Origin of the sequence: Janthinobacterium psychrotolerans (assembly GCF_001677885.1) — a bacterium.
In the GTDB taxonomy this organism is placed as follows: Bacteria; Pseudomonadota; Gammaproteobacteria; order Burkholderiales; family Burkholderiaceae_D; genus Janthinobacterium; species Janthinobacterium psychrotolerans.
This window is the reverse complement of record NZ_LOCQ01000060.1, coordinates 375,232-393,298: the sequence shown is the minus strand read 5'-3', so window position 1 is coordinate 393,298 and position 18,067 is coordinate 375,232. Positions and strand designations below refer to the sequence as shown.

Here is an 18,067-nt window from a genome sequence, read left to right as displayed (position 1 = left end):
GCCATGAACACCGACAACATCAAAATTTTCCAGATCGATGACTGGGCATACGTCGCCGCGGAAACCGAACAAGAGGCATGCGACTTTATTGCTATCGACGCGGCGCGACCGGACGATCCGGAGGACTGGGAGTGCAGCGAGATGACGCGGGGAACGCATGATGATCTTGAGAAACTCCTCGCGACGCACATCGAAAACGGCGGCACATTCCCCGACCTGATCGGCATTGACGCACATTACCAATAAGGGCATCCAATAATGACCACCTACCAAGAATTCTGCCGCCTGCGTGACCTCCATATCCCAGGCGTGAACGCCCCAAAACATACTGAGGCCGACGCCTTTTTTATGGCCGCTGCCCAGCTGGCCGTGCCCGACGGCTACAAGCTCGCACCGCTTGAGCCTACGCCGGAAATTATCGCCAGCGCTGCAGTGGCGATCTGGCCGACTGCCAGCCCGGCCGACATCGCGCTGGCACGCCTGGCGGCACCGATCGTCCTGATGCAGATGGATATGGCACCAGGAACGACGGCAGATGCGGTCGCCGGCATGCTGGCCACGATGGCGCCGGCATATCGGGCAATGCTGGCCGCGGCGCCGTTTCCGCCAGCGGCCGACCAGCACCCTGATGACGCCGCTGTCGATCGATTCGCCGCAGCGATGAAGGCGAAATTGGCCCTTGCCCGTGTTAAAGGCCGCAGCGGCTGGGACGATCCTGAGCAGTGCAGCGTCGATGACTTGACAGTCATGCTGCGCAACCAGGCGAACGGCGGAGATCCTGTCGACGCTGGTAACTTCGCAATGATGGTCCACCAGCGCGGTGGCAGCATCGCACGGCCGAGACATGCGCAGCTCGACGCCATTGAAGCTGCCGAGCTGCAAACGGTGTTGGCAGATACTTTTGCCCACTGCCGGCCTGAATACCCAGCCGGCATCACCGCCTGGGCCAAGGCTGCCTTGCTGGAAGTAAAGGATAGCATGCGCTACCCGGCCACGATGACGGCAGCGCTCGCCGACGTGCTGGGCCTGCCGAATTTTCGCACCGGCCCCATTGCCCATGTGTACCGCGCTGCCGGCGCCGAGATCCGCACCAAATGCGAGGACGAACAGGCTTTCGTGATCGACCGCTTCTTGCGCCTGGTGCTCGAGCATGATGACGACTGGCGCACGGCCGCCGAAGCCGATATCAAGGTGGCGTACACGCTGGCCGAGGCTAATAATGCGGTAGATTCGGCCAGTGACGCAAAAACGTTGGAAAAAACAGGAGAAAAAACATGACAGCCACCGAAACCGATATCCTGGTTAAGCTGGCCGAACTACTTGAGAAAATGCAGCGACCAGCGCACTCAATCTCAATTGCCCTGTGGGACACGAAAGAAATCGCGGCGTATTTACACCGGTCAGTTGACCGTGTGTACAGTGACATCGTGTGTCTTCCATCTTTCCCAAAACCTATTCGACTACCTGTTAAAGGACGTGCTCAGGCCCTTTACAAAGCTCGGGAAGTAATTACTTGGGCCGAAGATCTTCAGAAGTAAAGGATGATATTTACAAGAAGGGGTAGATCACTCAGCTACCCCTTTTAAAGGTTCGAGGTATGGATTGCAGTAAGATTCTTTAAGACTATTGAATCCAGAATGGAGATCATTGGAGCGACTCAAAAGACTAGTTAAAACGGGTGTGGGCACATTCGCACGCGTCATAAACTCTGAAGCGCTGTCACTAGCATCTAAGGCATGGTACAAATCCAGCGCGGTAGGAACAAAACCGCCCTCCATCACACGGCAACTATTTTGGATATATGTGATCATGGGCTCCTTCATGAATCGGAGCATTTTCCGGTTTAAATCGCGCTTAGATTCGATATCAATAGCAGCGCTGGCTGATTCAGGCGGCAATACCTTTTTCATAATTGTCTCAGTGTAAGACTTCATTGAGTTTGTCAGTTCGCTTAACTCCGCAAGTCTGTCTGCCATGCTTTTTATGGCGGCATGATCACGTCTACTCATCAACAAATCAGAATAAATACCGGCCCACTGCTCTTTAAGCCAGCTAGAAATGTCCTCAAATTTTTCAAATTCTTTAACGAAATTGTTATAGGATTGGTTAATAATATCATCCAACAAAAGAAATATGTTTACACTATCCACATGTGCATATCGGACCGTTTTGTTTTCACGATTTGATTTAAATGTCTCATATTCAGATCTAACATTTTTATCAACAAATATAAAAATTGGGATATTCTTATCTCTTGCGGTCTCGTATTCTCTCTTAGTTACCGAATTATAAGCGCTGTACATTTTCTCAATTACTTCTTCGGAAGCTTGCTCTTTGCGCTTTTCGTCAGCGCTCCCATATCGGCCACCTATGACCAAAACCAGCATATGGCAAGTCTGCACCTCGGCATAACATGCATCAGCCAGAGTCATGTCATGGTGAAACGCAATTCCGCCACTTTCAAATAGGACCGCTTCGTACCCCATTCCCTCCAAAAAGCTCTCCATACTGCTGCGAATATGCCGCAGATCGTAGTACGTCGAACTCACGAATATTCGAAGTCGGGCCATCAGGTACTCCTTGTTTTTAAGACAGTGTTTTTAGAGGCGAGCTGCTATATCCGCTGCCGTTTCATTGTAATACGTCTGAAGCTGTCGAATGTCGGAATGCCCGACCATCCTGGCCAAATCCAGCACGTGCAGCTTTTTGGCCAGCCGGGTGATCGCCTCGTGCCTGGTATCGTGAAAGGTCATCCCCTCGATGCCGGCTTTCTCCCTCGCTTTTCGGAACATGGCGTCGAGCGTCGCCGACGTCACGCCAAACCCCTCCGGCACCATCTGCCAAATTTCCAACGCCCGGGCCGACAGCGGTACATCGCGTGGCAATCCATTTTTGGTGATATGCAGCCTGGCCACCCGGCCGGTAACGTCGGCCTCCTGCAACGAGCATATCTCGCCAGCACGCATCGCGGTCTCGATCGCGAACAGGAACGCCAGGGCAATGCGCTGTTGTTTCGTAGTCGGCGCCACGCCAACCACATCATGCCGCCAGCCCAGGGCGACACAAATCGCTTCAATCTCTTTTTGCGAGACTAGCCGGTTACGCGCCGGCGGCGATTTCGGCCTGGCCACGTCGGTGGTGGGGCTTTCGGAAATCCACTTCCACTCCTTGCGCGCGACGGAGAACACGTGCGACAGCAGGTTCATCTCACGCGTCACCGACCCGGGCGCCACCTGGCGCAGGCGCTGGTCTCGCCAAGCCGCAACGTGGGTGGTACTGACGTCAGCCATCTTCACCTTGCCGAGGTCGGTCTCGGCCATGGCGGCCAGGCGCAGCGCTTCCCACCGGTACCCGCGCTTGGTCTTCGACACCTCCAACTCGTACTTTTCGAACGCGTCGGCGCAGGTCTTGGTGAGGCCGGCCTTGCCCTTGGGCGTGGTAACACGCTGCTCAGCCTCCCAGGCCAGCGCTGCCGCTTTGGTGTCGAAGGTGCCCGATACGCGCTTGCCGTCGACCTGAACCCGGTGAATCCACTTCGCGCCTAATTTTCTTGGTGCCGCCATTTATGCCATTTCCTATGCCATTTTCTGCCACATGGTATCAGGATAATGCAGGAAAACGCCGGTGCTTGCAAAATCGACGGACATAAAAAAACCGCCTCCCCTCTATGAAAACAGGGTAAGGCGGTTTTTGCCGGAACATGCCGGGATGTATCTTGGTGCCGCTTGCCGGAATCGAACTGGCGACCTTTTCATTACGAATGAACTGCTCTACCAACTGAGCTAAAGCGGCGAAGACCCACATTCTACAAACAATGCACAAAATTTGCTAGTGTCAACGCGAACTTTTTTGCAGAGTATGGGGAAAGCACTTACTCCTGGTGGTAGGCGGTCACGCGGGCCACTTCGTCTTTCGAGCCCAGGTAGACCGGCACGCGCTGGTGCAGCTTGTGCGGGGCGATGTCCATGATGCGCTGCTGGCCGTCGGTGGCGGCGCCGCCGGCCTGTTCGACGATAAAGGCCATCGGGTTCGCTTCGTACATCAGGCGCAGCTTGCCGGGCATGGAGGTGTCGCGCAGGTCGGCCGGGTACATGAAGATGCCGCCGCGGTTCAGGATGCGGTGCACGTCGGCGACCATCGAGGCGATCCAGCGCATGTTGAAGTTGGTGCCGCGCGGGCCGGTGTCGCCGGCCAGCAGTTCGTTGACGTAGCGCTGCACCGGCGGGTGCCAGTGGCGCGCGTTCGACATGTTGATGGCGAATTCCTTGGTGGTCGGCGGAATTTGCATATTGCTTTGCGTGAGCACCCACGAACCCATTTCGCGGTCCAGGGTGAAGCAGTTCACGCCATTGCCGAAGGTCAGCACCAGCATGGTTTGCGGGCCGTACACGGCGTAGCCGGCGGCGACCTGCTTGGTGCCGGCCTGCATGAAGTCCTGCTCGGTGGGCTGGGCCATGCCTTCCGGCGCTTTCAGTACCGAGAAAATGGTGCCGATCGAAACGTTGACGTCGATGTTCGACGAGCCGTCCAATGGATCGAACAGCAGCATGTATTCGCCCTTCGGATAGCGGTTCGGGATCGGGTGGATCGATTCCATTTCTTCCGACGCCATCGCCGCCAGGTGGCCGCCCCATTCGTTCGCTTCGAGCAGGATCTCGTTGGAGATGATGTCGAGTTTTTTCTGCACTTCGCCCTGCACGTTTTCCGTGTCTGCCGTGCCCAGCACCTCGCCCAGCGCGCCCTTGCCGACGGCGTGGCTGATGGTCTTGCAGGCGCGCGCGACGACTTCGATCAACAGGCGCAGTTCGGCCGGGATGCTGTTGTTCGAGCGCTGTTCTTCAACCAGGTATTGCGTAAGACTGATGCGTTTCATGACTTCCCTTTGGATGGTTATCTCGTTATTTTAAATATGTCTCGTGTGCTGTCGGCTTACGCGCCGTTGGCGCTAACCCGACCTACGAATCATCAGGCGCGTAGGTCGGATTAGCCCGCAGGGCGTAATCCGACACACCGTCAATTGGCCAGTGCCTTGGAAACAACTTCCATCACATCGTTCGACAAGCTGGCCTGGCCGGCGACCTGCTCCAGCGCGGCGCGCATCTGGGTTTGCAGGGCGGGCAGGTAGCGGCGCCAGCGGTCCATCGAGCGGGCCAGGCGGGCGGCCACTTGCGGGTTCAGGGCGTCGAGCGCGATGACTTGTTCTGCCCAGTAGGCGTAGCCGCTGCCGTCCGGCGCGTGGAACTGCGACGGATTGCCGTTGGTGAAATTGAAGATCAGGCTGCGCGCGCGGTTCGGGTTTTTCAGGGTGAAGGCCGGATGCGTCATCAGCTGGCGCACGGCCGCCAGGTCGGTGGTCGGTGCGGCCGCCTGCATGGCGAACCATTTGTCGACCACCAGCGCCTCGCCCTGGAAGTCGGTGTAGAAGCTGGCCAGCGCCGCTTGCGACGCTTGCTGCGCGCCCGAGTGTATCAGCGCACCCAGCGCGGCCGCGCGGTCGGTCATGTTGCCGGCGCTGTCGAACTGCTGCTGCGCCAGCGCCAGGTCGTCCGCTTCGGGCGCGATCAGCAGATAAGCGAGCGCCAGGTTTTTCAGCGCACGCTTGCCGGCCGACAGGGCGTCGGGGCTGTAGTCGCCCGGGGTTTGATTAGCGTGGTATTGCGCCAGCAGTTCCGGCTTCAGGGCGCTGGCAATCGTGCGGCGCATGAACTGGCGCGCCGCGTGGATCGCCTGCGGGTCGACCTGCGCCATGCGCTCGGCGATGATGGTCTCGGACGGCAAAATCAGGGCCAGCTCACGGAAGGCCGGGTCCAGCGTGTCATCGGCCAGCAGTACGCGCTGCGCTTCGATAAAGGTGTCGTCCAGCGCCAGCTCTTCGCCGGCGGCGACGGCGGACGTCAGTGTCAGCAGGCGCGCCATGGCCAGGCGCTGGCCCGCTTCCCAGCGGTTGACCGGGTCGCTGTCATGGCGGAACAGGTGCAGCAGTTCGGCGTCGGTGTAGGCGTATTCCAGCACCACCGGCGCGGAAAAGTCGCGCAGCAGCGACGGCACCGGCAGTTCTTCCACATTGATGAAGCGGAAGGTCTGCCAGCCTTCGGTCAGTTCCAGCACGGCGCTGGTACCGGCGAGTAGCTCGCCGCCTTCGAGCTGCAGCGGCAGGTCGCGGCCATCGGCGCCCAGCAACCCGACGGTGACGGGAATATGGAACGGCAGCTTGTGCGACTGCCCCGGCGTGGCCGGGCAGCTTTGCCGCAGGGTCAGCTCGAAGGTTTTTCCGGCGGCGTCGTAGCGCGTTTCGGCCTGCACGATGGGCGTGCCGGCCTGGCTGTACCAGCGTTCAAACTGGGTAAGGTCGCGGCCATTGGCGTCGGCCATGGCCGCGCGGAAGTCGTCGCACTGCACCGCCTGGCCATCGTGGCGTTCGAAATACAGGTCCATGCCCTTGCGGAAGCCCTCGCGGCCGACCAGGGTCTGATACATGCGCACCACTTCGGCGCCTTTTTCGTAGATGGTGACGGTGTAAAAATTGTTGATCTCGACGAAGGAGTCGGGACGCACCGGGTGCGCCATCGGGCCCGCGTCCTCGGGGAACTGCGCCTGGCGCAGGGTGCGCACCTGGTCGATGCGGGTGACGGCGCGGCCGGTGTCGGTGCCGATCATGTCGGCCGAGAATTCCTGGTCGCGGAACACGGTCAGGCCTTCTTTCAGCGACAGCTGGAACCAGTCGCGGCAGGTCACGCGGTTGCCGGTCCAGTTATGGAAATACTCATGGCCGACCACCGCTTCGATGCCGGCGTAATCGACGTCGGTGGCGACGCGCGCATTGGCCAGCACGTATTTGGTGTTGAAGATGTTCAGGCCCTTGTTTTCCATCGCGCCCATGTTGAAGTCGCCGACGGCGACGATCATGAAGCGGTCCAGGTCCAGCTCCAGGCCGAAGCGCTGTTCGTCCCAGCGGATCGAGTTTTTCAGCGACTGCATGGCGTAGTCGGTCTTGTCGAGGTTGCCGTCTTCGACCCATACCTGCAGCAGCACTTCGCGGCCCGATTGCAGGGTGTAGCGCTCTTCCTGGCAGACCAGGCGCGCGGCGACCAGCGCGAACAGGTAGGAAGGCTTCTTGAACGGGTCTTCCCACTTGGCGTAATGGCGGCCGTCGCCGAGGTCGCCCTCTTCGATCAGGTTGCCGTTCGAGAGCAGCACCGGATACTGCTGCTTGTCGGCGCGCAGCATGACGGTGTATTTGGCCATCACGTCCGGGCGGTCCGGGAAGTAGGTAATGCGGCGAAAACCCTCGGCTTCGCACTGGGTGAAGAAGTTATGGTTCGATACGTACAGGCCGGACAAGGACGTATTGTCCTGCGGCGCGAGGATGGTTTCGATATCGAGTTCGACCTCGTCGGGCGCCTTCGGGATCGTCAGCATGCCGGGCGTGAGCTTGTATTGCGAAGGCTTCAATACCTTGCCGTTCAGGCGTAGCTGTACCAGCTCGATATGCTCGCCATGCAGCTCGATGCTGCGGCTGGTGCTGTCGGGATTGTGGTGCATGCGGATCCGGCTCGCCACTATGGTGCGGGCGGGATCGAGATCGAAACCCAGTTCCACGGTGTCGACCAGATAGCTGGGCGGCGTGTAGTCCTGGCGGTAAATCGTCTGAGGGCTGTCTGTGCGCATAGGGATGGTTGGCGAGGGAAGGCAAAAGCCTATTTTACCAATACCAGCAGGCGCAGGGACTGATTTGGCTTGTATTTGCGCCAATTACGCCAATGAATATCGCTAACTGCGAGGCAGCGAACACACAGGGTAACAATCTGTAATAATAATCAGCACTATCGTGACGTAGTCTTAGACTGTAAAGCGATGCATTGCGTCCGCCACGTGGCGGCTCGCATATTGAGGAGATTCGGCAATGAGATACTTGGCCATATTCATGACTGCGCTGACGGTGCTGCTGACCGGCTGCGCCACCACCATTCGCAGCGACGTCACGGTTTTCCATGACTGGCCGGCCCAGCAACATGACAAATCGTATGTCTTCGTCGCGCCCCCTGCCGAGGAAGACACGCTGGAATACCGCAGCTACCAGAACCTGGTGCGCGCCGAACTGGCCAAGCACGGCTTTGGCGAGGCGTCGGGCCCGAACAGCGCCAAGCTGCGCGTGACGATGCGCTTTGGCACCGTGGATGTGCCTGAACGCGTGCTGCAGGCCACCGACCCGTTCTGGTATGGCCCCGGCTACTGGCCTGGCCGTTATGGCTACCGCTACGGCGCCTGGCCCGGTTATGGCCGCTTCGGCTACAGCCCGTTCTGGGGCGGTCCGATGGAAGTGGAAGAAAGCGTGCGCCATAAATTCGAACGCGAACTGCGCGTGACGATCAACGAAAACACGGGCAAGAAGCTGTACGACGTGACCGTCCATTCGACCAGCGGCAAGCGCGCCACGCCGCAAGTGATGCCGGCCATGGTGGCCAGCGCCTTTGCCGATTTCCCGGGCCGCAGCGGCGTGCCGCGCCAGGTGGAAATCCAGGTGCAATAAATCACCGGACCCAAAGAAAACCGGCTGGCGCGCACAAGCGGCCAGCCGGTTTTTTTACGTTCGCGTATTTACCTATAAAAGGCTTCGGTGGCGAACGTGATCGCGCCCACCAGCGCCACGGCCAGCAGCAGCACGATCAGCAGGCGGCCGAATTTCGGGTTGCCGTCGTCGCCCCCGCTCATGGCACGATGATGGTCGAGCCGGAGGTCTTGCGCCCTTCCAGGTCACGGTGGGCCTGGACGATGTCGGCCAGCTTGTAGCGCTGGCGCACTTCGACCTGCACTTCGCCGCTGCCGACCACGCCGAACAGCGAGGCGGCCATCTCTTCGAGCCTGGCGCGGTCCGAGGCATAACTGAACAGCGACGGGCGCGTGATGAACAGCGAGCCGCGCGACCCGAGTTCGGTCAGCGAAAACGGCGGCACCGGGCCGGAGGCGTTGCCGAAGCTGACCATCATGCCCAGCGGCGCCAGGCAGTCGAGCGAGCCCGTAAAGGTATCCTTGCCGATCGAGTCGTACACCACCGAGACGCCCTTGCCGCCGGTGATCTCGCGCACGCGCTCGACAAAGTTTTCGGTGTTGTAGTTGATGACATGGGCCGCGCCGTTGGCCAGCGCCAGCTGCGCCTTTTCGTCGGAGCCGACCGTGCCGATCAGGTTGACACCCATCACCTTGGCCCACTGGCAGGCGATCAGGCCGACGCCGCCGGCGGCCGCGTGGAACAAGATCGTGTCGCCCGCTTTCAGGGCCACCGTGCGGTGCAGCAGGTATTGCACCGTCAGGCCCTGCAGCATCATGGCGGCGGCCGTGTCGAAACCGATGCGCTCGGGCAGCGCCAGCAGGGCCGAGGCCGGGATATTGCGCTGCTCGGCATAGGCGCCATTGATGCGCGCGGCGTAGGCGACGCGGTCGCCCACTTTCACATCGCTCACGCCCTCGCCCACCGCCTCGACCACGCCCGCGCCTTCCACGCCCAGGCCGGCCGGCAGCAGCTGCGGATACAGGCCGGTGCGGAAATACACATCGATGAAATTGAGGCCGATCGCCTCGTGCCTGACGCGCGCTTCGCCGGGGCCGGGCGGCGCCAGCTCCATGTCGACATACTCCATCACTTCGGGGCCGCCGGTGCGCTGCATGCGGATGGCCTTGGTCGTTATCATGTCCGTCATCGTCATCTCCTGGGGGTGATTCAGGCCACCGCCGCGGCTTTGGCCTGGGTTTGCAGTTGCGACAGTACCAGATGGGCCGTCGCCAGATTGGTGGCGCACGCCACATTGTGCACGTCGCAGGCGCGCACCAGGGCGTTGATGTCCGGCTCGTGCGGCTGCGGCGTCATCGGGTCGCGCAGGAAGATCACGCAATCGATCAGGCCTTCGACCAGCAGGGAACCGATCTGCAGGTCGCCGCCGAACGGCCCGGAATGCTTGCGCTCGACGGCGAGGCCCAGCTCATTGATCAGCCGCCCGCCCGTGGTGCCGGTGGCCGTCAGCTCGCAGGTGGCAAGAAAGTCCCGGTATTCGCCCGCCAGGGTGATCATGTCGTCTTTTTTCTTGTCGTGGGCAATCAGGGCGATGCGTGTTTTCATGGTGAATCGTCTCGGTGGGTGGGTGGATTATTTTTTCTTTGACAGCAGGTAAATGCCGGCCAATACCAGGCCGGTGCCGGCCAGCTGCCAGCCGGTGATCGGTTCATCGAGGATCATGGCGCCCAAAAACAGGGTCGACACGGGGCCGATCATGCCGGCCTGCGAGGCGACGGGCGCGCCGATGCGCTCGACGGCAATCATGGTCATGAACACCGGCAGCACGGTGCAAAAAATGCCGTTGACCAGCGACCAGCCATACACGGGCGTCGGCTGTATCAGCATGCCGACCGGGCGCAGGATAAAGAACTGGGCGATGCAGGCCACGCTGGCCACACACATCGCGTAACTGACCAGTCGCGTGGCGCCGATGCGTTTCACCAGTTCGCCCGAGCCCAGCAGATAGACCGCATAGGAACAGGCCGAACCGAGCACCAGGGTCGAGCCGAGCACGATATTGCTGGCGCCCGATTGCAGGTCGTGCACGAACACCAGCACGATGCCGCAGTAAGAGGTCAGCAGCGCCAGCCACTGCAGGCGGCTGATGGCGTGCTTGAAATACACGGTGCTGATCAGGAGCACGAAGGTGGGCGTCAGGAACAAAATCAAGCGTTCGAGACCGACGGAGATATATTGCAGGCCCAGGAAATCGAAATAGCTGGACAGGTAATAACCGACCAGCCCCAGCCCCACCAGCTGCCAGCGGTCGCGCCACGACAATGGCGGCTCGGTGCGCATCTGCCAGCAGGCGATGACGGCAAACACGGGGAAGGAAAAGATCATGCGAAAAGCGATCACCGTCACCGCATCGACCGGGTATTGGTACAGCAGCTTGGCGACAATCGCCTTGGTGGAAAACAGCACCGCCCCGCCGACGGCGATGGCCAGGCCACCGAGGTAGACGGAGCGGGGGATGGTGGATGGGGCGGCGGGGCTGGTGCTCATCACCAGATTGTAATGGCAAAAGCAGAACATGGTTGATTGGGCCAACCATGTTGTCGGATTACGCCGTTCCGGCTAATCCGACCTGAGCCCCCTGCAAAGATCGTAGGTCGGGTTAGCCCGCAGGGCGTAACCCGACACGCCACCTTACGCCACCACCACCGCTGCCGTTCCCGCCGTCACGGTCGCCGTCGCCACCCGCGCAATCACAGTCGCCGGCGCGGCGTTCCCCACCAGCTTGTTGACCTGCTTGAACTGCGCCACCAGCTTGCCCGGCGTCAGGGTCACTACCGTATAGCCCTGGGCGTCGGTGTTCAGGTGCTTGAGCCACGGGTTGTTGCCAAGACCGGACAACTGCTGCGCCAGTCCCAGCAAGGTCACGCTGAAGTCGGTGCTGGCTTTCAGGCCGCCCTGCACCGCCGTCACGGTCGCGTCGAGCTGGGCTTCGGGCACGCCCTTGGCGGCCAGGGCGCCGCGCAGTTGCACGCGAAATTGCTCCAGCAGGCTGTCGACCGTCGGCGCGGCCTTGCCCATGGTGTAGTCGAGCAGGTTGATGGCGAGATTCACGGTGCCCACGCCCGGCACGGGGATGGCCAGCGGGTAGCTGACCAGGGTGCCGATATCGCCCTGCCCGGCCGCATTCATGTAGCTGAAGAAGGAGTCGGAACTCACGCCGGCCGACACCAGGTCCACCATCACTGGCGTGCCGCCGCCCGCCGCGTCGAAGTCGTCGTTGACGGTGCCGGCAAAGAAGGAGTGGATGTCGCCGGTGATCGCCACCACGTTGCCGATGGCATTCGTTTTCAGGTGCGCCATCAGCGCCTTGCGTTCGCTGTTGTAGCCGTCCCACTGGTCGCAATTGAGCAGGAAGCGGTTGAAGAACGGCGCCAGCGCGGCGGCCTGGCCGGAAGCGGTGACAAAGCTCGATGCCGCCTGTTTGGCCTGCACGTCGGGCTTGATCCAGCCAAAGGCGATCACCTGGGCGGCGGCCGTCGGCGAGCCGCTGTTGAACGCCGCCACCGCGATGCCGGCCTGCGCGGCGGAGAGGCCCGCGCCGACTGCCGCCGCGCCCTGCGCCGCGGTATTGCCGCCGGCGCCAGCAATCGCCATCGCCGCCGCCTGCGCCACGGAGGTGGTCGCGCCGGCCGTCGATGCGGCCACGATGGCGTTCGCCAGGGCCACATTGCCGCCGACCAGCGGTAACGTGGAGGCAATCGCCGCGCCGACCTTGCTCATGCCCGAGAGCGCCACCAGAGTAGCGATCGCGTCGATGCCATTCAGCCCCATGCGCAGCAAGGACACTTCATTGCCCCACAGTTTCCAGGTGGACGTCGCCGCTTTCATCTTGCCCTTCCACCATTCGCGCTGGGTCGTGCCCAGCATGCCGACGGCCGCCAGCGGGTCGGCGCCGGCCTTGGTCGCGGCCGCCATCTTTTGCGCTTCCACGCTGTCGAACAGCTGCTGCGGCACCAGGTAGCGGCTGCCGATGCTGCCCAGCGGCTTACCGGTGGCGGGGTTGACCGAGGCTTCGGGAATCGCGTGGTCGGCGCGGTACAGGCGCTCGTCCGTCATCACCAGCTGCATCAGTTTGCCGAACTGGAAATCGCGGTAGATCTGGATATTCTGGAAACTGGTGGCGGCGGCGTCGAAGGTGACGTCGGCCGGCATGTATTCGAACCAGGCCTGGTTGGCGCTGCGCCGGCGCGACGGCTGGTGCAAGTCGCTGCCATCGGCCGCGACGATGCCTTCGTAGGTCGACGCATCCTGCCAGGCGTCGTCGGTGAATTCATGGTCGTCCCAGATGGCGATAAAGGCAAAGCGCTCGTGCACGGCCTGCAGGCGCGTATCGGTGCGGTATTTCTTGTACAGATAGCGGTAGTCGGCGGTGGTGGTGGCGTATTTGGCGCCGCTGCTGCCGTTTTTATATGTGCCGTCCGGCAGTTTCAACTGGTCGTGGCGGCTTTCCACGGCGCCGGTCTGGAACGCTTCGCCCACCGTTTCATAGATGTAGTCGCCCAGGTGGACGATAAAGTCCAGCGATTCATTGGCGGCGATATGGCCCAGCGCGCCCCAGTGGTTGATGCTCCAGTCCTGGCAGGTGAGATAAGCGAACTGCAGCTGCGCCACATCGGCGGTGGCGGCCGGCGCCGTCTTGAAGCGGCCCACGTTGGAGCGCACGTCGCCGGCGATGAACTGGTAAAAATACGTCTGGCCCGGCTGCAGGCCGGTGACCTTGTGGCGCAGGGTGTTGTCGAAATCGCTTTTCAATGGCAACTTGGCGTCGACGATGGTGGTGCCGCTCAATGCCTTGTTGCTGCCCAGGGAGGAGGAATTGTCGCTGGCGCTGACGATCAGGCGCACGGCCACTTCGGTGGCGCTTGCCGGCGCCGGCGCCACGGCGTCCAGGCTGGCCGGCACCACGCGGGTCCACAGCAGGGCGCTGTCCGGGCGCGGATCGCCGGAGGCCACGCTTTGCGGGAACTTCCAGTCGCTGCCCGAAGCCAGCGGCACGCCGGCGTCGCTGTGGTCGCTGCCGCCGCAGGCGGCAAGACCGGCGGTGGCCACGGATACCGTGATAAAACCGCCCAATTTGAGGAATTGACGCCTGTTGATCTGACTTGCCATGATTTCTTACCCCGAAGTAACCCGAAAGCGCGTCACTTTAGCAACAGAATATGTCGGCTTCATGACGGCAGCGGCCGGCGGCGCAAGGTGCCACTATGCTAAAATGTCGGCCACAATTGAACACCCGTCTAAGGAAGATTCGACATGGCAGGACATAGCAAATGGGCCAACATCAAGCATAAAAAAGCTGCCACGGATGCCAAACGCGGCAAAATCTGGACCCGCCTGATCAAGGAAATCACGGTGGCGGCCCGCATGGGCGGCGCCGACGCCATCACCAATCCGCGCCTGCGCCTGGCGGTTGACAAGGCGGCCGACGCCAATATGCCGAAAGACAACGTCCAGCGCGCGATCAACCGCGGCAGCGGCGGCGTCGATGGCGCCAACTACGAAGAAGTGCGCTACGAAGGCTACGGCGTGGGCGGCGCGGCCGTCATCGTCGAATGCATGACCGACAATAAAGTACGCACGGTGGCCGAAGTACGCAACGCCTTCAACAAGAACGGCGGCAACATGGGCAACGAAGGCTCGGTCGCCTTCATGTTCCAGCACTGCGGCCAGCTGCTGTTCGCGCCGGGCACCGACGAAGACAAGCTGATGGAAGCGGCGCTGGAAGCGGGCGCCGACGACGTGATCGCCGACGAAGAAGGCGGCTTCGAAGTGCTCACGCCGGTGCACGATTTTGCCGCCGTCAAGGAAGCGCTGGAAGCGGCCGGCTTCAAGGCTGAAGTGGCCGAAGTGATCATGAAACCGGCCACCGAAACCGTGTATGCCGGCGACGACGCGATCAAGATGCAAAAGCTGATCGATGCGCTGGAGCTGCTGGACGATGTGCAGGAAGTCTTCACCAACGCACTCATTGAGAACTAATCATTCTACAAACAAGGGCGGCCTCCCCCGCCCTGCAAACCCCACACTGAACGAACGGTCCCTATGAAAATTCTGGTAGTCGGCTCTGGCGGCCGCGAACACGCCCTGGCCTGGAAACTGGCGCAGTCCGAACGCATACAGATGGTGTATGTCGCTCCGGGTAACGGCGGCACCGCGCGCGACGCGCGCCTGGTCAATCTCGATATCAGCGACCCGCAATTGCTGGCCGATTTCGTTCAGCAGGAACACATCAGCCTGACCGTGGTCGGCCCGGAAGTACCGCTGGCGGCAGGCATCGTCAACCTGTTCCGCTCGCGCGGCCTGAAGATCTTCGGCCCGACCAAAGAAGCGGCGCAGCTGGAATCGTCGAAAGACTTCGCCAAGGCCTTCATGCAGCGCCACGGCATTCCGACGGCCGCCTACCAGACGTTTTCGGAAGTGGCGCCAGCCCACGCCTATGTCGACAGCATGGGCGCGCCCATCGTCATCAAGGCCGACGGCCTGGCCGCCGGCAAGGGCGTGGTGGTGGCATTGACCCTGGAAGAAGCGCACCAGGCGGTCGACAATATGCTGGCCGATAACCAGTTCGGCGACGCCGGCGCGCGCATCGTCATCGAGGAATTTTTGGCCGGCGAAGAGGCCAGCTTTATCGTCATGTGCGACGGCAAGAACATCCTGCCGCTGGCCACCAGCCAGGATCACAAGCGCCTCAAGGACCACGACCAGGGCCCGAACACGGGCGGCATGGGCGCGTATTCGCCAGCGCCTATCGTCACGCCGGCCATGCATGCGCGCGTGATGCGCGAGATCATCGTGCCGACAATGCAAGGCATGGCGAAGGACGGCATCACCTTCACGGGATTTTTGTACGCCGGCCTGATGATCGACGACAAGGGCACGCCAAAAACGCTGGAATTCAACTGCCGCATGGGCGACCCGGAAACGCAACCGATCATGGCGCGCCTGAAAACCGACCTGGTCACCGTAATGGAACACGCCGTCAACGGCACCCTGGACGCGGTGGAACTGGAATGGGACCGCCGCACCGCCGTGGGCGTGGTGATGGCCGCCGCCGGCTATCCGGACGACACGCTCAAGGGCACGCCCATCGGCGATATCCCGGCCGAGACGATCGACTCGGTCACCTTCCATGCGGGCACCCGCATCGAGGGCGAGCGCCTGGTCACCAATGGCGGCCGTGTGCTGTGCGTGGTGGGCCTGGGCGACAGCATCAAGATGGCGCAGAAGCAGGCCTATGAGACCGTGGAAAAAATCCATTTCGACGGCGCGCAATACCGCCGCGATATCGGCTGGCGCGGCTTGAAGCATTGATCGCCGATTAACGATTACACGGCGGGCCGGCGCGGATTCATCCGCCCCGGCCCGTTTTCATTTGATTATCACCGCCATCCATTCCCATGACCGCTCCAACTGGCCTCGCCACGCCCGACAACAATGTTCCTCTCAGCCCTTTGGGCTGGCTGACTGTCTACGCCGTGCTGCTTGCCGGCCTGGCCTGGTACTGGTTCAGCAGCTATGCCGTACCGGGCTGTGACACCAGGGAAAACATGGACACGCTCACGGGCGGCAAATTCAGCCTGGACAAGATCAAGCAGGTCGGCTACTCCTGGTCGCAAAAGAGCCGCGGTTGTCTGGCCACTGTCACCCAGGACGGCAAGGCGCTGCAATTCGCCTGGACCATTACGCGCGTGCAAGGCCGCCGCAGAAGCCGCGTGGAGCATGACTACGCACACCCAGGCATCGTACAGGCGCGTTATGGCCACCTCGCCTGGTATGGCGGCTTTGCGGCGCAGGGCCAGCCCATCGGACGCGAGGCCTTGTTGACGGCCATGCTGGCCGGCATGGATGGCGTGCGCGGCAAGACGCTCTACTATGCTGGTCTCACTGCCCTGATGTCGCCCCAGCACCACCGCGAAATTGGCGATATCGAACCGCTGGGGCCATGCAGGGAGGTTAGGCCCGGCGTGCACTCCTGCCGCCTGCTGCTGGCACGTAACGACATGCTCTCCGCTGCCGACACGACGGTGCTGGCCATATCGGTGCTGCAGCAGGGCGACTTCACCTTTACGCGCGGCGCTGGCGGCAAGGGCTGGTCGGTGACACCACAATTTGCGGAAGAGCTGGCGCAGGCGCGCGTTCAATAGTGCGCAGTGGAAATACCGGTTTATTGTAAAGTTTGCCATCCTGACCAAAGCCGCTTCCGATGACAACCGACACTCACACCGCAATCGACACGCTGCATGCCTTGAAACTGCTCACACGCCGGCAGCGCGAGCAGGCGCTGGCCCATGCAGAATTGCCGCAGCTGGAAGCGAACACATCGCTGGCCGACGCCTTGATGTGGTTGTACCGGCGCCAGATCGTCACCTCGGATGACCTGACGGGCCTGTCGCAAAGCGTCTTGCGCAACTACAGCGGCACGGAACTGGAACAGCGCCTGGCCATCCTGAACCAGCTGGTGGCGACCTTGAACCTGGAGTCGCTCGATGTGCTGCGCGACGAGACGGTGATCACGCCCGAGCAGTACCAGCTCGCGCTGCAACACCTGCCCGGCGACGTGCTGCTGCCCACGCCAGGCGAGGCGCTGACCTGGATGGTGTATTCGGGCGTGCTGCCGCGCGCGCAGCTGAAAATGATCACGCAACGCGTGCGCGCCAGCGGCAGCGACGAGGCCAGGCGCATCGTCGAGCACACCATGGCGCGCGTGGAAAAACACAAGAAGGACGTGCGCGGCGTGATCCTCGAAGGCCTGTTTCCGGGTTCGCGCCTGGCCTGGCTGATCATCGCGCCACTGGCGCTGGCCGGCATGGTCTGGTATGTCGTCAGCGGTAATTCCGTGCCCGCCTGCGAGGCCCCCGATACGCAATCGGCGGTGACGCGCATGCTCAACTCGGCCAGGCTGGAAAATCCATCCAGGCTCAGCCTGCACGATGTGAAAGAAGCCGGTTACGCCTCGTCGCACAAGATACGCGGCTGCCTGGCGACAGTGGAACAGGATGGCGAAAAAATCGACTTTGCCTATACGGTCGCCCGCGACGACAGCGGCAGCAGCAGCCGCATCGCCTATACCGGTGCGCAGCCGCTGCTGGTCAAGGCGCGCTTTGGCACGATCAAGGATGGCGAATTGGCCCAGCAGGCCAATCCGATCGGGCGCGAAGCGCTGGAAAAGGCGTTCCGCGCCGGCATGGATGGCGCGCGCATCATGCCGCAGCCGCGGCCAGCGTTTTCGCTGACGCAGTCAGCGGAACGGCGCCGCGAAATCGCCGAAATCGAGCCGCTGGCGCCGTGCAAGGAAATCTCGCCCGGCGTCTATTCCTGCCGCCTGCTGATCGAACGCAATGACGCCCTGCTGGGCATGCTCACTGGCGGCTCGTCGATCATGCAGGAAGGCGATTTCACGTTCCAACGCGACGCCGCCGGCAATGGCTGGTCGGTGACGCCGCAGTTTGCCGGCGAACTGCGCCAGGCGCAATTGAAAGAGTAAATAAAAGAGCAAAT

General features: G+C 61.7%; 16 protein-coding genes and 1 tRNA gene. 8 read left to right on the top strand and 9 right to left on the bottom strand.

Annotated elements, in window-relative coordinates; translation table 11 throughout:
• Positions 1-3: 3 nt before the first annotated feature.
• The 3 genes from ASR47_RS21945 to ASR47_RS27190 are packed head-to-tail and all read left to right on the top strand — an operon-like array spanning position 4 to position 1,538.
• The gene (locus ASR47_RS21945; protein ID WP_065309903.1) at positions 4-246 is read left to right on the top strand and encodes a hypothetical protein; all 243 of its coding nucleotides are present in this window, start codon (positions 4-6) and stop codon (positions 244-246) included.
• A gap of 12 nt (positions 247-258) precedes the next feature.
• Positions 259-1,278: a hypothetical protein gene (locus ASR47_RS27645; protein WP_065309902.1), complete on the top strand. Its 1,020-nt coding sequence runs from the start codon at positions 259-261 to the stop codon at positions 1,276-1,278.
• Positions 1,275-1,538: a hypothetical protein gene (locus ASR47_RS27190; protein WP_150127917.1), complete on the top strand. Its 264-nt coding sequence runs from the start codon at positions 1,275-1,277 to the stop codon at positions 1,536-1,538. The genes ASR47_RS27645 and ASR47_RS27190 overlap by 4 nt, the downstream gene beginning before the upstream one ends.
• A gap of 27 nt (positions 1,539-1,565) precedes the next feature.
• On the opposite strand, the gene ASR47_RS21935 is transcribed toward ASR47_RS27190, so the two are convergent.
• From ASR47_RS21935 to pepN, 5 genes are all read right to left on the bottom strand, one after another.
• A complete protein-coding gene (locus ASR47_RS21935) occupies positions 1,566-2,570 on the bottom strand; it encodes a DUF4062 domain-containing protein (RefSeq protein WP_065309901.1) in 1,005 nt (334 codons plus the stop codon).
• A 30-nt stretch (positions 2,571-2,600) separates the two neighbouring features.
• Positions 2,601-3,563, bottom strand: a complete 963-nt coding sequence (locus ASR47_RS21930; protein WP_065309900.1) for a tyrosine-type recombinase/integrase — start codon at positions 3,561-3,563, stop codon at positions 2,601-2,603.
• A 153-nt stretch (positions 3,564-3,716) separates the two neighbouring features.
• Positions 3,717-3,792, bottom strand: a tRNA-Thr gene (locus ASR47_RS21925).
• A gap of 79 nt (positions 3,793-3,871) precedes the next feature.
• Positions 3,872-4,873, bottom strand: coding sequence for a class 1 fructose-bisphosphatase (locus ASR47_RS21920; protein ID WP_065309899.1), 1,002 nt, complete (start codon positions 4,871-4,873; stop codon positions 3,872-3,874).
• 140 nt (positions 4,874-5,013) lie between these two features.
• Positions 5,014-7,668 carry an aminopeptidase N gene (gene pepN / locus ASR47_RS21915; protein ID WP_065309898.1) on the bottom strand — a complete coding sequence of 885 codons (2,655 nt, stop codon included), beginning with the start codon at positions 7,666-7,668 and terminating at the stop codon, positions 5,014-5,016.
• A gap of 256 nt (positions 7,669-7,924) precedes the next feature.
• Between pepN and ASR47_RS21910 the strand changes: the two genes are divergently transcribed.
• The gene (locus ASR47_RS21910) at positions 7,925-8,530 is read left to right on the top strand and encodes a DUF4136 domain-containing protein (protein WP_245714441.1); all 606 of its coding nucleotides are present in this window, start codon (positions 7,925-7,927) and stop codon (positions 8,528-8,530) included.
• A 178-nt stretch (positions 8,531-8,708) separates the two neighbouring features.
• Here the strand turns inward: ASR47_RS21910 and ASR47_RS21905 are convergent, their stop codons facing one another.
• From ASR47_RS21905 to ASR47_RS21890, 4 genes are all read right to left on the bottom strand, one after another.
• Positions 8,709-9,698, bottom strand: coding sequence for a quinone oxidoreductase family protein (locus ASR47_RS21905; RefSeq protein WP_065309896.1), 990 nt, complete (start codon positions 9,696-9,698; stop codon positions 8,709-8,711).
• A gap of 20 nt (positions 9,699-9,718) precedes the next feature.
• Positions 9,719-10,114: a methylglyoxal synthase gene (locus tag ASR47_RS21900; protein WP_065309895.1), complete on the bottom strand. Its 396-nt coding sequence runs from the start codon at positions 10,112-10,114 to the stop codon at positions 9,719-9,721.
• A 27-nt stretch (positions 10,115-10,141) separates the two neighbouring features.
• Complete coding sequence (locus tag ASR47_RS21895) at positions 10,142-11,056, bottom strand: DMT family transporter (RefSeq protein ID WP_065309978.1); 915 nt, start codon at positions 11,054-11,056, stop codon at positions 10,142-10,144.
• A gap of 144 nt (positions 11,057-11,200) precedes the next feature.
• On the bottom strand, positions 11,201-13,678 hold the full coding sequence (locus tag ASR47_RS21890) for an alkaline phosphatase D family protein (RefSeq protein ID WP_065309894.1): 2,478 nt from the start codon (positions 13,676-13,678) through the stop codon (positions 11,201-11,203).
• A 144-nt stretch (positions 13,679-13,822) separates the two neighbouring features.
• On the opposite strand from ASR47_RS21890, the gene ASR47_RS21885 reads away from it, so the two are divergent.
• From ASR47_RS21885 to ASR47_RS21870, 4 genes are all read left to right on the top strand, one after another.
• Complete coding sequence (locus tag ASR47_RS21885; protein WP_065309893.1) at positions 13,823-14,548, top strand: YebC/PmpR family DNA-binding transcriptional regulator; 726 nt, start codon at positions 13,823-13,825, stop codon at positions 14,546-14,548.
• Between the two features lie 63 nt (positions 14,549-14,611).
• Positions 14,612-15,880: a phosphoribosylamine--glycine ligase gene (gene purD / locus ASR47_RS21880; protein WP_065309892.1), complete on the top strand. Its 1,269-nt coding sequence runs from the start codon at positions 14,612-14,614 to the stop codon at positions 15,878-15,880.
• 86 nt (positions 15,881-15,966) lie between these two features.
• Positions 15,967-16,713 carry a hypothetical protein gene (locus ASR47_RS21875; protein WP_150127916.1) on the top strand — a complete coding sequence of 249 codons (747 nt, stop codon included), beginning with the start codon at positions 15,967-15,969 and terminating at the stop codon, positions 16,711-16,713.
• A 59-nt stretch (positions 16,714-16,772) separates the two neighbouring features.
• Positions 16,773-18,053, top strand: a complete 1,281-nt coding sequence (locus ASR47_RS21870; RefSeq protein WP_065309890.1) for a hypothetical protein — start codon at positions 16,773-16,775, stop codon at positions 18,051-18,053.
• The last annotated feature ends 14 nt before the right edge of the window (positions 18,054-18,067 follow it).

What these genes read in the sequence shown, in the direction of transcription:
- ASR47_RS27190 (WP_150127917.1), top strand. Translation starts at nt 1,275, where the DNA reads ATGACAGCCACCGAAACCGATATCCTGGTTAAGCTGGCCGAACTACTT.
- ASR47_RS21935 (WP_065309901.1), bottom strand. Translation starts at nt 2,570, where the DNA reads ATGGCCCGACTTCGAATATTCGTGAGTTCGACGTACTACGATCTGCGG.
- purD (WP_065309892.1), top strand. Translation starts at nt 14,612, where the DNA reads ATGAAAATTCTGGTAGTCGGCTCTGGCGGCCGCGAACACGCCCTGGCC.
- ASR47_RS21905 (WP_065309896.1), bottom strand. Translation starts at nt 9,698, where the DNA reads ATGACGGACATGATAACGACCAAGGCCATCCGCATGCAGCGCACCGGC.
- ASR47_RS21930 (WP_065309900.1), bottom strand. Translation starts at nt 3,563, where the DNA reads ATGGCGGCACCAAGAAAATTAGGCGCGAAGTGGATTCACCGGGTTCAG.
- ASR47_RS21870 (WP_065309890.1), top strand. Translation starts at nt 16,773, where the DNA reads ATGACAACCGACACTCACACCGCAATCGACACGCTGCATGCCTTGAAA.
- ASR47_RS21920 (WP_065309899.1), bottom strand. Translation starts at nt 4,873, where the DNA reads ATGAAACGCATCAGTCTTACGCAATACCTGGTTGAAGAACAGCGCTCG.
- ASR47_RS21895 (WP_065309978.1), bottom strand. Translation starts at nt 11,056, where the DNA reads ATGAGCACCAGCCCCGCCGCCCCATCCACCATCCCCCGCTCCGTCTAC.
- ASR47_RS21900 (WP_065309895.1), bottom strand. Translation starts at nt 10,114, where the DNA reads ATGAAAACACGCATCGCCCTGATTGCCCACGACAAGAAAAAAGACGAC.
- ASR47_RS21875 (WP_150127916.1), top strand. Translation starts at nt 15,967, where the DNA reads ATGACCGCTCCAACTGGCCTCGCCACGCCCGACAACAATGTTCCTCTC.
- ASR47_RS21890 (WP_065309894.1), bottom strand. Translation starts at nt 13,678, where the DNA reads ATGGCAAGTCAGATCAACAGGCGTCAATTCCTCAAATTGGGCGGTTTT.
- ASR47_RS21945 (WP_065309903.1), top strand. Translation starts at nt 4, where the DNA reads ATGAACACCGACAACATCAAAATTTTCCAGATCGATGACTGGGCATAC.
- ASR47_RS21885 (WP_065309893.1), top strand. Translation starts at nt 13,823, where the DNA reads ATGGCAGGACATAGCAAATGGGCCAACATCAAGCATAAAAAAGCTGCC.
- pepN (WP_065309898.1), bottom strand. Translation starts at nt 7,668, where the DNA reads ATGCGCACAGACAGCCCTCAGACGATTTACCGCCAGGACTACACGCCG.
- ASR47_RS21910 (WP_245714441.1), top strand. Translation starts at nt 7,925, where the DNA reads ATGACTGCGCTGACGGTGCTGCTGACCGGCTGCGCCACCACCATTCGC.
- ASR47_RS27645 (WP_065309902.1), top strand. Translation starts at nt 259, where the DNA reads ATGACCACCTACCAAGAATTCTGCCGCCTGCGTGACCTCCATATCCCA.